12 protein-coding genes are annotated in these 13,467 nt (G+C 39.6%); 5 read left to right on the top strand and 7 right to left on the bottom strand.

The genetic code is table 11. The features are described 5' to 3' along the window. Nucleotides 1-69: 69 nt before the first annotated feature. From AC1TO8_RS12015 to AC1TO8_RS11990, 6 genes are all read right to left on the bottom strand, one after another. Nucleotides 70-2,769: an S-layer homology domain-containing protein gene (locus AC1TO8_RS12015; protein ID WP_482055849.1), complete on the bottom strand. Its 2,700-nt coding sequence runs from the start codon at nucleotides 2,767-2,769 to the stop codon at nucleotides 70-72. Nucleotides 2,770-2,878: 109 nt separating this feature from the next. Then, nucleotides 2,879-3,364, bottom strand: coding sequence for a VanZ family protein (locus AC1TO8_RS12010; RefSeq protein WP_482055848.1), 486 nt, complete (start codon nucleotides 3,362-3,364; stop codon nucleotides 2,879-2,881). A 56-nt stretch (nucleotides 3,365-3,420) separates the two neighbouring features. Beyond that, nucleotides 3,421-4,254 (bottom strand): VanY-A/VanY-F/VanY-M family D-Ala-D-Ala carboxypeptidase, encoded by an 834-nt coding sequence (vanY, locus tag AC1TO8_RS12005; RefSeq protein WP_482055847.1) that lies wholly within the window; start codon nucleotides 4,252-4,254, stop codon nucleotides 3,421-3,423. A gap of 120 nt (nucleotides 4,255-4,374) precedes the next feature. Further along, nucleotides 4,375-5,472: a sensor histidine kinase gene (locus AC1TO8_RS12000; protein ID WP_482055846.1), complete on the bottom strand. Its 1,098-nt coding sequence runs from the start codon at nucleotides 5,470-5,472 to the stop codon at nucleotides 4,375-4,377. Beyond that, nucleotides 5,465-6,163 (bottom strand): response regulator transcription factor, encoded by a 699-nt coding sequence (locus tag AC1TO8_RS11995; protein WP_482055845.1) that lies wholly within the window; start codon nucleotides 6,161-6,163, stop codon nucleotides 5,465-5,467. The genes AC1TO8_RS12000 and AC1TO8_RS11995 overlap by 8 nt, the downstream gene beginning before the upstream one ends. A 13-nt stretch (nucleotides 6,164-6,176) precedes the next feature. After that, a complete protein-coding gene (locus AC1TO8_RS11990) occupies nucleotides 6,177-7,487 on the bottom strand; it encodes a Spo0B domain-containing protein (protein ID WP_482055844.1) in 1,311 nt (436 codons plus the stop codon). Between the two features lie 443 nt (nucleotides 7,488-7,930). On the opposite strand from AC1TO8_RS11990, the gene AC1TO8_RS11985 reads away from it, so the two are divergent. The 5 genes from AC1TO8_RS11985 to AC1TO8_RS11965 all read left to right on the top strand — a co-directional run bounded on the left by AC1TO8_RS11985 (nucleotide 7,931) and on the right by AC1TO8_RS11965 (nucleotide 12,835). Beyond that, nucleotides 7,931-8,626, top strand: coding sequence for a response regulator (locus AC1TO8_RS11985; RefSeq protein ID WP_482055843.1), 696 nt, complete (start codon nucleotides 7,931-7,933; stop codon nucleotides 8,624-8,626). Continuing rightward, nucleotides 8,619-9,623, top strand: coding sequence for a sensor histidine kinase (locus tag AC1TO8_RS11980; protein ID WP_482055842.1), 1,005 nt, complete (start codon nucleotides 8,619-8,621; stop codon nucleotides 9,621-9,623). The genes AC1TO8_RS11985 and AC1TO8_RS11980 overlap by 8 nt, the downstream gene beginning before the upstream one ends. A gap of 107 nt (nucleotides 9,624-9,730) precedes the next feature. After that, nucleotides 9,731-10,492 (top strand): ABC transporter ATP-binding protein, encoded by a 762-nt coding sequence (locus AC1TO8_RS11975; RefSeq protein WP_482055963.1) that lies wholly within the window; start codon nucleotides 9,731-9,733, stop codon nucleotides 10,490-10,492. Beyond that, entirely contained in the window at nucleotides 10,482-12,428 is a 1,947-nt protein-coding gene (locus tag AC1TO8_RS11970) for an FtsX-like permease family protein (protein WP_482055841.1), read from the top strand. Before AC1TO8_RS11975 ends, AC1TO8_RS11970 begins: the two co-directional genes overlap by 11 nt. Before the next feature lie 230 nt (nucleotides 12,429-12,658). Further along, entirely contained in the window at nucleotides 12,659-12,835 is a 177-nt protein-coding gene (locus AC1TO8_RS11965; protein ID WP_482055840.1) for a hypothetical protein, read from the top strand. Nucleotides 12,836-12,943: 108 nt separating this feature from the next. Here AC1TO8_RS11965 and AC1TO8_RS11960 read toward each other — a convergent pair whose 3' ends face one another. Next, nucleotides 12,944-13,459: a DUF2179 domain-containing protein gene (locus tag AC1TO8_RS11960; protein ID WP_482055839.1), complete on the bottom strand. Its 516-nt coding sequence runs from the start codon at nucleotides 13,457-13,459 to the stop codon at nucleotides 12,944-12,946. Between the last annotated feature and the right edge of the window lie 8 nt (nucleotides 13,460-13,467).

Below are 13,467 nucleotides of genomic sequence, written 5' to 3'. Positions count from 1 at the left end.
CTTCACCGGATTGGTGAGGCCTTCAGGCTTTTTTAAAATATAAGAACGTATAAGTAAAACTAGTCTTATTTATTGCGTTTTGTTAAGTAGTCCAATAATGAGCGTTACCGCCTCGGCTCTCGTCGCCACTTGTTGTGGAGCGAACTTGTTCTGTCCGACACCGCTAACGAGTCCCGCATCGACTGCTGCAACGATATACGGAATGGCCCATGCTGGAATGTCTTTCGTATCTGCAAAAGATAACTTTGAGTTCGGATCGATCTTTATTCCACTTGCTCGAACAATCATCGCAACCATCTCTGCACGATTTAGCTTATTATCTGGACCGAATGTTCCATCCTCATATCCGCTAATAATTCCTGATGCTACCGCTTGCGCTACGAACGATTGCGCCCATGAAGGTATCTTATCTGAGTCTTTGAATCCTTTGTTCTTGTCGGTATCGGGCAGTTTCAGCGCGCGAGCTAGCATCGTAATAAACTCAGCACGATTAATGGATTTATCCGGACGGAATTGATCATTCCCATAACCCTTCACAAAACCTGCTGCTACCGCATTCTCAATAGCTGATATAGCCCAATGACCCGCTATATCCTTCAACACAACCTGAGGTTCACTTCCCCCACCTATACCCGCACCTGGATTTGTTACTGGCTTTGTACTTGGGTTGGTTACTGGTGTTGTACTTGGATTTGGTGTTGAACCTGGGTTCGAACCTGGGTTCGATCCTGAGCCCGTTTCCGGTGTTGGGTCTGGTGTTGGACTTGGGTTCGTTGTTGACTTCTTTACCATGCCGAACTGATCGACAATAAATGGCTCTGCGTTGTTGATATTCTGGTCGATCTCATACGTTACAGCTGTCAGTTTATCCCCATCGATCGTAATGCCGACGAAATTCTGAACTTGCCCACGCACAGGACGTTTGCTGTCACTTGGATCTGCGCCATATTTAGCCGCATGGTTCTCTTCTGCAAGCTCGAAAAGGTTATAATATGCTTCACCAAGCTCACTTTTTACATTCTTATAATATACCTTCGGACCTGCCGTGGCAGGAATCAAATAGATTGATCCGTCAGGATTAACAGTATACTCTATCTTTTGCCCATTCAGTGTTTCCACGATCTTCTCTGGCTCCGATGCCGTTCCATCTTTCTTGATCGGCTTCGTACGTGCATAGATATGGTCATGACCTTGTACGACAAAGTCGATTCCCAACTCCGCCATTAACGGGGCAATTTTGTTCCTTACACCGTTCTCCCCCATAATATCTTTATCTGTTGCGTGATTCGAGGTCGTGTAAGGTCCTTTGTGAATATTGACTATAATCCACTTTGCCCCTGCAGCTTTAGCTGCTTGCGCATCTTTCTTCAACCATTCAACCTGATCCACAGAAAAGTTCGCATACTCTGTTGAATTCTCATTGGAGTTCAATACGATAAAATGAGCATTGCTGTAATCGTACGAATAATAAGCGCCCGTTACAGTAGCTGAGTTCTCAGCCTGTAAAATGTTGAAATGCTCGAAGAATGCATTGTTCTTATCTTCATGATTACCTGCAGATGGTGCAATAGTCGTATTTAGTAGGCTCTCCTGAGAGTGACCTAAGAGCCAATTCCATTGCGCTTCTTTGGTACCCGTATCTACAATATCGCCATTATGAACGACAAATTGTGCATTTGGCACCGTCACTAGCGCCTTAGCTAGCGTCTCAGATGAAAGCTTGGCCTCATCCTCATCCTTCGCTTGCGTATCCGCTAAGTCAATAAAGGTAAACGCACCGTTCTCGGGTGCAGTGCGGAACGTCCCTGTATCACTCCATATGTCTAGGGCTGCGTCACCGACACGGAAATAGTAAGACGTATCCGCCTTCAGACCCGTCGCTTCAACCTTGTGAACGAGCTCATTCGGAGAATTCGACGACACGGCCGAACGACCTGCGAAGGAACTAGCATTCATAAAGTCAGGTGTAACATCCGACTTCTCTACCACCTGTAAATCACTTTTACTTGAAGCAAGTGGTGTATACCATGTGAAGCCCTTTGAGCTCATTGAATCGCCATTGAACGCTACCGTCACTTTGCTCACTTCCACACTAGGTAATGCTAGATTAGCAATAAGTTCCATATCGAAGTAGAGATCTGAGCTACCATTACTTTGTTGATGAACTTCAACTGCAATGACATTATCACCGTCATGAAGATGGGATTTCAATAGTGTCGTAAGATCAACATCTTCATAAATAACAGGGGCACTTTTATTCGATACAGCTTTCGTCGTATACGTAATTTCGCCCTTTGGCATTCCAAAACGTTGGATTTCGATATCATTCACATAGATAACTGCACCATCATCTATTGCGAAGGTACCTAGTATCTGAGCGTACTCATCTATTTTACTTTTATCTACATTCAGATTCGTACGGAAATATGTAGTAGGATACTTTGCCGCATCGACTCCGCCATACTCCACAACCGTGGTCAAGGGACCAAACTGAGAAGTGCTTACTCCCGATCCGTCATCCTTGTAACCAAACGGTGCTTTTCCAAAGTCCCATGCACTGTCATCATAAGTGGCCCGCCATACTGTATCTTGATCCAAACCTTTATCATAGAATTTCCACTCCGAATTTCCTGGCAATAGAATAATTGGCTCCTCGGCCGATGCTGCGGATGCTGCGGATACCGAGGACGGGATCGCTGTACCAAACAGGCCAAGCAATAATGCCATTGATAATAGAAGGGATAATGTCCTTTTGTAAACTATGTTCATAATAATCTCCTTTATACATAAGTTTGGTCGTCTAACTTTATTAGATAGACCCATCTTAACCAAGGAATGTTATCGTTCTATTTTCTCTGTGTAGGGACTATGTAAAGTTTTAGGACGAAGTAAGACGATAAGAATCTCTACATATCAATTTAAATACACCATATCCAATGATTCCGCCGCTTGTATTTAGAATGAGGTCATCCACATCGAATGTTCCAATATACAACACGAGTTGTGTAACTTCGAAACATAAACTTAAGAGTAGAGATAGCACGAATACGCCTATAAATGACGCACACCTTTTGCTGACAATCATAGGTATGAATATGCCTAACGGGATAAATGCTATAATATTCCCTACGACATTAGTCATTGAGAATGGATCATAGATGGACATACTCTGAATCCCTCTTGAGATTTCCTTAAACGGAGTGTAGTTCCCATGTCGATTGAAGATCATGTCGGGGTTCTGTAATGTTCGCTGAAGTTGATAGAACAGCGATGATATACTTACAGGGCCCATCTTAAATAGAATTAACTTGATTAATAGATACAGATAAACGACAAATGCTAGCACTAGCACAACTTTCATCATTAATTTCATAGGTTTCAATTTGATATCATCACCCCGTTATTATTCAAATATGTATTTCACTCGTATACAGTTACAATGACGCCATCTATGTTGTTTCCTGATATCTCATAGTGACGATTCGCAGGGACTTCAATAGATGTATTGCGAGAAACAGGTTGATAAGAAACATCATATTCCTTACCCTCTATCATCATCGAGATACTCCCTCGTTCTTTCAAAGAATCTAAATATTCTTCCAACGTATCATTATTCTTCTGCATAATGGCACTGTGAGGCAGACCGACATAGCGAAAGTGCCACGGTTCATATTGAATACCTGTAACAGCGGTTTTATCCTTGGGATAACGTAAAATAAATCCGTACTTCCAAGCATTCTCTTGCAACCATTTCCCCTCAGGTGCTTTACTCATCTCCATTTGTGTAGATCCAATATCAAGGGATAATCCTAAATTGTGTTCACTATAGCCCGCAGGCAAAGCATAATCAGAGCCCTTTTCTTGATACAGCAACTCTTGTTCTTCAAAACCTCGATAACCACTACTGATCAGGAAATGATTGACTCCTTCCTTGCGAGCAGCCTCTACCATCTTCAGAAACTTTTGTGTCACACGCTTTGACAGTTCAATATTTGAATGTAGCAAGCCATAACCCTGTACCAAATCTTTTTGCCCAGATAAACGTACGATATCCGATTTCACGCTATCTTGGTGAACAGGATACTCCTTGTTAACCAACAATAAGTCCCCTTGATACATCTGATCTTGTGTAACGTCTATCGTAATATGCTCTTCATTAGCAACCTCGTTAGTCCCTTGAGTGCTTGGTGCTATATTTATAGCTTTGATCCCTAATAACAATATAATAATCACCAAAAAGACCCACTTCTTCATCCACAATTTCCTCCTTAACCCCTTATCTACTCTTAAGGATAAAGAAAACTGTTTAAATAAAAGTGGGACAATAATTAAGTTTTTCTTAAATATATGAACACGACATTGTTCTGTATCTCGTCATTGTGCACTTTCTTGTGGCAAATGTACTTCAAATATTGTGCGTACCACATTACTTTCAACAGAAATGGTTCCGTTATGCTGCTCTACAATATTCTTCGCAATGAACAAGCCAAGACCTGTACTGCCTTCTTGATGTGTCCGCGCTCTGTCACTTGTATAATACATCTCGAAGATATGAGGTAATTCTTCTGGAGAGATATTCCCACCGTAGTTGACCACCTGAATCACCACTTGTCCCCCATCAAGATAGCAGTTGATATCTACAAACTGACCATCCCTTCCATAACGAGTAGCATTGGTCAGAAGATTCTCGAACACACGGGCCAATAGTTCCCCGTCGCCATCAATGCACAAGTTAGGTGTAATATTCAATCTGGCTACAACGCCACTTTTCTCAAATACAGGATACAATTCCTCATTTAACTGCAGAAGAAGTTCACTTATATCTATCTTTTCTTTTTCCACGGGTAACATGCCGTAGTTCATTCTAGTGATATCGAATAATCCATCAATAAGCTTTTCTAAACGCTGGGACTTGGTAAAGGCAATGGTTGTATAATGCCTGATTTGTTCCTCTGTTAGATGTTCATCTTTAAGAATCCAATCTAAATAACCCAACACGGAAGTTAGTGGTGTCCGCAAATCATGAGCCAGATTGACGACCAATTGATCCTTACTGCTCTCTGCGAATTCTCCTCTTTCTACAGCCTCTTGCAGTTTTTCACTAGCTATATTAAGCTCCTCTGCAATTTCCCTGAACTCATCATTAGAGGGGATATGAACACGATTCTTAAAATCTCCATTGGCAAGATGATGAATCCCCTTGGAGATTTCATTGAAATAGGCCGCATAAGGTTTGGTCAACAAAAAGAAGAAAAGAATAGCTAACGGGATAAATATAATTAGAAAAAAGTAAATATCCCCAACATTGTACATCATCAGGCGATAACGAGCCAGTGGATCTTCCGCCCGAACCCCAGCATAATAAAGTTGTAGCATTTTATAGACCGCATAGGTGATGATCCCTGACAAAAGCATGCTTAATCCCAATAACACAATCATTCTAGTCCGAAAGCTTCGCTTCTTTTTATCCATTGAATGTATACCCCACACCCCAAATGGTTTTGATGAATTTACTTTTACTTTTATCTTCACCAAGCTTTTTTCGTAAAGTGCGAATATGCACCATAACCGTATTATTACCACTTTCATAATAGGCTTCGCCCCACACTTGTTGGAAAATACTTTCCACACTAAAGACGATCTTCGGATGACCCGCAAGTAGATACAAAATATCAAACTCTTTGGGTGTTAACTCAATAGGTTCACCATAAAGGGTAACGGTATGTTGATCAGGACTAATGGTTAATCCACCCGCTTCCAATACAGATTTATTCGTGTGAATCGGTTGATTAAATTCCATAGAACGTCTTAATTGAGAATTAACACGCGCAACCAGTTCCATAGGATTGAACGGTTTGGTCATGTAATCATCTGCCCCCATCACTAGACCTGTGATCTTATCGAGGTCAGAGGTCTTGGCACTTAGAAAGATGATCGGCATATGATGTTGCTCTCGAATTTGACGGGTGACTTCATAACCATCTAGTTCAGGCATCATAATATCTAATATAGCTAAGTCTACCGATTGAGATTGAATCGCTTGAAGCGCTTCTTTCCCATCCGATGCGGTGATGATATCGTACCCCTCTTTTTTTAAATGTAAAGCTATTAGGTCCGCAATCTCTGCCTCATCATCAGCTACCAAAATTGTGATGCGCCTCATTCTTATTCAACTCCTACATCGTAATCTGAATAATAACTTTATCTTTTTCATAATGACAATCGATATCGCCCTTGTATAACTCAACTGTTCTCATAATAATCATTAATCCATTACCTCTTGGAATTCCGGTACTTTCCTTGGTTGTATATCCATATTGAAATAGATTTTTTTGTTCTTTGGTCGTAAGTTCGGCTGGGTTCTCTACGGTGAATATATATTTCGCTTCAACTATTTTGCATGTGACATGAATTTGTTTAGGTTGGTCCCCAAAGTACGACTCCGTTGCTTCGATCGCATTATCCAGAAGATTAGAATAGATTCTCGCCAAGTCCATAGACGCTACCCTAGTATAATTATCTTGATCGACTTCAAAGTTCATTTGTATGTTTTTAGTCTGTGCAAGTTCCCACTTACTTTGGAATAATACCATTAGAATCGGATTCTTAATTCGTAACGACATCTCTGAAACTTTGGATTCTTTCGTCAGCTGTTTTAAATAATCGTTCACTTTGTCGTACAACTTCAAGTGCATTAATCCACTTAGTACTTGGAGATGATTCATCATGTCATGTCTGCTTGATTTGATCGTATCTATCACTTTTCCAAGTTCAGAGATGTACATCTCTTCTGTTTGTTCCAGGTCTCTTCTGAACCGTGCCTTATACCATTTGTTCAATATAAATACTACCATCAACAATACGATAGCAAACAATATATCAATAACATAGATAAAAAGATTGCTCTTCACAACTTGTTTACTTACTTGTTCTAATTCCTTGGCATCAATATCAATTCCAATCACGCCAAGTATTGCCCCATTATCACTATAAAATGGTACCCCAATAGATAAGTAAGAGCCGTTATGATCATCCTTAATGATATCCGTATAATAACTTTTACCATCCTTAGCCTGCCTCACTTGTTCAGAAGGAACCGTGCAAGGAATACCTATTGGAAAATCCACTGTTGTTGAATTTAATCCAGTAATCATAACTTTGGAGACATCCGTCTCGTCTAACATTAAAACATAGATGTAAGTCGCATTCATTCTATAACGATATTGTTCTAAATATAGGCTTATTCCCTGACGATCTTCACCATCTTGTTTGGTTAATAGAAACCTTTCGTAGGCAACCTTATCCAGTCCAGCTGCGATATTCTCAGCCATTCCAATATACTGCTTGGCGAGTGCAACTTGCGCGGATTTATTAGTAGTATAGTAAGAGCTATATAGCTTAACACTTGTTAGGATACTCAGTGCAACAATAGAGACAATAATAAGATATATCGTTCTTTTATTGACAAGAAGTTTGTTAAGTTTCATTATCTAGTCCCTTTTCCTTATAAATTTAATATAATTTTCTAAATATATAGGACATATTACTGCCAGCTTGTCCATTTCGATCATATATATAGATCAAATTAATTACTTCTATAGTGTAACGCATTTCAATAGAAATGGTTTGCCGTTTTATGAAGTATTTCATTTATTTATTGTGATACTAATCTAGAAATCTCATTATAAAGAAAGAAATCGATATACTCAAACTATTCATTGAGAACAAAAAAAGGGACCGTTTCAGCGGAAATATAAGGATTAGAGTATCATGTGGCCAGTCGGTCTCTTTTGTTATAAGCTATCCTTTTCAATATGACAACTTCATTTGTTATAATGACTTTGCGGCCTCATTGTACATCCTCTTATTTATAATAGGTATGCCTACGCATACCTAAGTAACATTTACTGTGAAGGGCAGGTGAAATCATTTGTTTAAACTCTTATTAATTGAAGATGACACAACACTATTTCATGAGATCAAGGATCGATTAGCTCATTGGTCTTATGATGTATATGGGATTACTGATTTCAGTAACGTCATTCGAGAATTTACAGACATTAAGCCTGATTTAGTCATTATTGACATTCAATTACCTAAATTCGATGGGTTTCATTGGTGCAGAATGATTCGATCCCATTCTAACATTCCGATCATATTCTTATCCTCTCGTGATCACCCAACGGATATCGTGATGTCTATGCAGCTTGGGGCGGATGACTATATCCAGAAGCCTTTTCACTTCGATGTGCTCATTGCCAAAGTTCAAGCCATTCTTCGCCGGGTATACAATTACAATACGGATACCATCGAACTCAAAACATGGTGCGGAGCAACGGTGGATTATGAGAAAAATACAGTCACCCATGATGCGAAATCCATTGAACTAACAAAGAATGAAATCTATGTGTTGAAGCTACTCATTGAGAACAAAAATAAAATTGTAACTCGCGAGGTCCTCATTAATAGCCTATGGGATGATAAACGTTTCGTAAGCGACAACACCTTGACGGTTAATGTGAATCGGCTACGAAAAAGATTGGACGAGCTTGGGTTAGGACGATTTATTGAGACGAAGATTGGACAAGGTTATATGGCTACTGAAGAGGCAAATGGATATGATTAAAAAGTATCTCGTGGAAAGACGTAGCTGGATCATGCTCTTTATACTTCTGCAACTACTTATCCTCTTTGTCTCTTTTTACGATTCAACGATCCCATTCCAATCCACACTCTATCTTGTTTTTCTATCCATGATTCTTTTTTCGAGTTTCTTCATTGTGCGCTACAACAAAGAAACCCGATTCTATAAGAGCTTAGAAGAACGAGACAACAATCTAGATTTAACGAGCATAGCTAGTCCAGACAGTCCCTTCGAGCATATGATTGAACAAAGCATGACGGATCAAGCTGAACTATTGAAACAGGCTGCCTCGCACAATCTTATGACCTTAGAACAGGAGAAAGATGACATCCTAGCTTGGATCCATGAAGTGAAGACACCGCTGACAGCTATGCACTTAATGATTGACCGTATAGACGATGAAACGATGAAGACTCATTTAACCTATGAATGGCTGCGAATTCATCTATTGCTTGATCAACAGCTCCATCAACGACGTATCCCATTTATTGAGAATGATTTGTATATTGAACATACCGATTTAGAAACTATTATTTTCGATGAGATCAAAACATTACAATCCTGGTGTATTCACAAAGGAATCGGCCTTGACCTCAATTTAGAAGTACTGGAAGTGCTTAGTGATGCGAAATGGCTGGCCTTTATCCTCAGACAGCTCTTAACAAATGCGGTGAAATATAGCTCAGCATCTGACATCATCATTAACAGTTATAGACGAGGTGATCAGACAATTCTTGAGGTGAAAGACAGTGGTCGCGGCATTGACCCTAGAGATATTTCTCGCATATTCGATAAAGGATTCACATCAACGGCCCTACATCAAGACAATACGGCAACAGGCATGGGGTTATATTTAGCACACAAAGCTGCGAAGTCATTACTCATCCAAATCCATGTACAATCAGAACTTGGCGTTGGAACGACGTTCACATGCACTTTTCCACAAAAGAATGAATTCGTTCATATCACAGGCGTGTGACAACAATGTCACATGCTTATGTGTTTTGTTACATCAATCGAAGGATAAGAAAGACGAACCCTTTTATAATAAGGATATTGAGTACAAAGAAAAGGGAGTTGTTCGATATCGTTATTCTAGAAGCAAATAAAATTCATAAGAGTTATGGCAATAAGTTCAATAAACAAGAAGTGTTAAGTGGTCTAGATCTTGTTATTGAAGAGGGTGAATTCGTTAGTATTATGGGCGCATCAGGTTCCGGGAAGACAACATTGCTTAACGTTCTCTCTTCGATTGATAAGATTAGTAACGGTACGATCAAGATCGAAGGAAGAGAGATCTCTAGTATGAAGGAGAAGCAATTAGCTGAATTTCGTAAGAACCATTTAGGTTTTATTTTTCAAGAATATAACTTACTAGATACGCTGACAGTCAAAGAAAACATCCTTCTACCGTTATCCATTACAAAGACGCCGAGGAAAGAAGCTGAACGGAAGTTTGATGCGGTTGCGACCGAATTGGGCATTGCTGATATACGAAATAAGTATCCCAATGAAATCTCCGGAGGGCAAAAGCAGCGTACTTCCGCCGCACGGGCTTTCATTCATGAACCGAGTATCATTTTTGCTGACGAACCGACCGGTGCTCTTGATTCCAAATCTGCTTCTGATTTATTAAACAAGATGAGCGATTTAAATCAGAAACGAAAAGCAACGATTATTATGGTAACTCATGATTCTGTAGCCGCTAGTTATTGTAGTAGAGTCATCTTCATTAAAGACGGACAAATTTATACACAATTAAATAAAGGCGAGGAAACAAGGCAAGCCTTCTTTAAAGACATCATGAAAACACAAAGTGTATTAGGCGGGGTGCAGAATGAGCATTAACGAACTCATCTTTCGCAATCTGCGGAAGAATCTGAAGAATTATTACCTCTATGTATTCGCCTTAATCTTTAGCGCTGCCCTTTATTTCGCATTTGTCACGTTGCAGTACGACCCATCCATGGATGAAACCGCAGGATCAATTAAAGGAGGTGCTGCGATTAAAGCGGCCTCTGTCCTACTTGTGGCTATCGTTTCTATTTTTCTTTTATACGCCAACAATATTTTCATCAAACGACGTAGCAAGGAAATTGGCCTATTTCAATTAATAGGGATGACCAAGAACAAGATCTTCCGTATCCTTACGGCTGAGAATTTCATCCTTTATTTCGGCTCCATCACTGTGGGAATCTTTGTCGGTTTTTCCGTTTCAAAGTTAATCATCATGATTTTATTTAAAATTGTAGGGGTCGAAGCTATCGCAACGCTTCAGTTCTCTACCCAAGCGCTCATTCAGACACTGATTGTCTTTGGTGTGATCTACCTCTTGATTATGTTGATGAATATGGTGTTTATCAAAAGGCAAAGTATTCTTTCCTTATTTAGAGTGAGATCTGTAACAGAAGGAAAAGTAAAAAGGGTCTCCTTCCTTGAAATGATCATTGGAATTGTTGGCATTGTATTCATCCTTCTGGGCTATTATATATCATCGAAATTGTTTAGCGGAGACTTCATAACGATGAATGAACTATTAGGTGCAATGATCTTTATTCTAGCGTCTGTCATCATCGGGACTTATCTTTTCTATAAAGGATCTGTCACTTTTATATTTAATATCATCCGCAAGAAGAAAAACGGTTACTTAAATATTAATGAAGTATTGTCCCTGTCATCCATTATGTTCCGCATGAAATCCAATGCCGTATTATTAACCATTATTACGACGGTATCTGCCCTTGCAATTGGTTTGTTGTCTTTAAGTTATATCTCGTACTACTCTGCTGAGAAGTCGGCGAAGACTTATGTTCCAGCAGATTTCTCAATTACCGATACCCTAGATGCCCAAGCATTTAAAGATGCCTTGGACATCAATGGAATACAGTATACCGATCAAATGATTGATGTCATTCAAGTAGATGTCAATGTAGAGAACATATTAGAGATGAATGCGGAAGGCATGCTCTTTGATCCGAATATCATGACTATGCCAGTGATTAGTGAACATTCGCTCCAAAGTATCGAACTGTCTGCGGATGAGACTGCTTTTACTGGATCTAGTGGAATGCTACAGCAAATGATGTCTATGAAGGATTCTGGATTCATTGAATTAAAGGGTCAGCATGACGTTATTCCGCAACAGTATAAAAGTATCAATATAGCTTCCCCTGTTTCAGGGTATTTCACGGGTGGTGGCTTGCCTGTTGCTATTGTGGACGAAGCCATATTTGAACGTTTGAAAATGGATATCGATCTAGCCATTCAAAAGGACTCTACCGTATATATCGGAATTGATATTAAAGATAAAGGTCATATTAAAGAGGCAAATGAACTTTTTAAAGGACTAGGATTCGATACTAAGCGCGCCTATGATTCTCAATTAGGAATGAGTAACAACCAGAAACAAACGATGGGACTCATTATGTTTATCGTGGGATTCCTAGGTCTAACCTTTCTGATTACATCCGGATGTATTCTGTATTTCAAACAAATGGATGAGAGTGAAGATGAAAAGGCCAGTTATACCATTCTAAGAAAACTCGGATTCACACAGGGTGATTTGTTAAAAGGAATTCAAATGAAACAACTCTTTAATTTCGGAATTCCACTAGTCGTCGGGCTACTCCATAGCTATTTCGCCGTCCAATCAGGATGGTTCATGTTCGGCACAGAGCTTTGGACACCGATGATTATGGTGATGGTGCTATATACTGCACTGTATTCGATCTTTGGCATATTATCCGTGTTTCATTATAAGAAGGTGATCAAAGAAGCGCTATAGAAGGAGTAGGAGACTTCCGATCCTTATTGAATTGCACTTTCAAGCGTACGAAGGGACCGTTTCAGCACCAATTATGGTGACGAAACGGTCCTTCTTTGATTCATGATGTCACCTTGTCATTCATTTGAAACGCTTATGTATAAATAGCTCAGAATTGCAAACGATAAGCCATGCTTTCAATCATAAAGCTTATGCTTGAATACCAATAAGCTTACGAAGGAGGAACGATCATGACAAAACCCGATGGTCAAGATCCCAAGGGACATTACAGAAACGACAATAATAATCAAAGTCCTGCTAAGGTCCATGGTGGTGAATTAAAAAGCGGCCGATTGAGTCAAATCAAGAATAATAATCCGACAGACGATGATACACCAAATGAATACATCAATAAATCAGAAGACTAAGGAATGGAGTAGTACGATATATTATTCCCGATGATCTTATATGCATCGGGAATTGAAGTGAATTGGACGTAGGTATTTTTAAAATAAGAGATCTGGGTTCTAGTATATCTATCGTTTGATCGCCTTCGTCCAAAATCCCCCGTGGATTTGATTCGGTTCATGGAAGATAACAAATGCTTTCGGATCGAGACTAATAATCAAATCGTTCAGATGCTTTTGATTTTTGCGTCTAGCCAATATCTCCATAATAAGTCGATCTCCATCTCGTCCTTGTCCGAGCCAAGAAGTTACCCCATAGCCCGCTTCACGTATTACTTGCGCCATTTGCTCATCCGGTTTGTTGCTGATTACCTTTAATGTGATATATCCAAGCGCAAGCTTCTCCTCGATCCATGATCCTACCAGCACACCCAAGGCATAACCAATCGCATAAACAGCTAAACTTGCAAAGTGATCTAAATATGACAGAACTAGATTCAAACCTAACACATAAATCGTTACTTCCAATGTACTAATTAAAGCAGCTATATACTTCTGGCCTTTCAAGGTCAATATCATACGTAAGGTGAAAGCCGATACGTACACAATCTGAATAACAAATATTAGGATCAAAATCTTAAACACTCATAGTT

It is taken from the genome of Paenibacillus sp. Y859, assembly GCF_056786405.1.
The sequence above is the reverse complement of the archived record's forward strand: the minus strand, read 5'-3'. Positions and strand labels throughout refer to the sequence as shown.

What these genes read in the sequence shown, in the direction of transcription:
- AC1TO8_RS11990 (WP_482055844.1), bottom strand. Translation starts at nt 7,487, where the DNA reads ATGAAACTTAACAAACTTCTTGTCAATAAAAGAACGATATATCTTATT.
- AC1TO8_RS11995 (WP_482055845.1), bottom strand. Translation starts at nt 6,163, where the DNA reads ATGAGGCGCATCACAATTTTGGTAGCTGATGATGAGGCAGAGATTGCG.
- AC1TO8_RS12000 (WP_482055846.1), bottom strand. Translation starts at nt 5,472, where the DNA reads ATGGATAAAAAGAAGCGAAGCTTTCGGACTAGAATGATTGTGTTATTG.
- AC1TO8_RS12010 (WP_482055848.1), bottom strand. Translation starts at nt 3,364, where the DNA reads ATGATGAAAGTTGTGCTAGTGCTAGCATTTGTCGTTTATCTGTATCTA.
- AC1TO8_RS11980 (WP_482055842.1), top strand. Translation starts at nt 8,619, where the DNA reads ATGATTAAAAAGTATCTCGTGGAAAGACGTAGCTGGATCATGCTCTTT.
- AC1TO8_RS11965 (WP_482055840.1), top strand. Translation starts at nt 12,659, where the DNA reads ATGACAAAACCCGATGGTCAAGATCCCAAGGGACATTACAGAAACGAC.
- vanY (WP_482055847.1), bottom strand. Translation starts at nt 4,254, where the DNA reads ATGAAGAAGTGGGTCTTTTTGGTGATTATTATATTGTTATTAGGGATC.
- AC1TO8_RS12015 (WP_482055849.1), bottom strand. Translation starts at nt 2,769, where the DNA reads ATGAACATAGTTTACAAAAGGACATTATCCCTTCTATTATCAATGGCA.
- AC1TO8_RS11970 (WP_482055841.1), top strand. Translation starts at nt 10,482, where the DNA reads ATGAGCATTAACGAACTCATCTTTCGCAATCTGCGGAAGAATCTGAAG.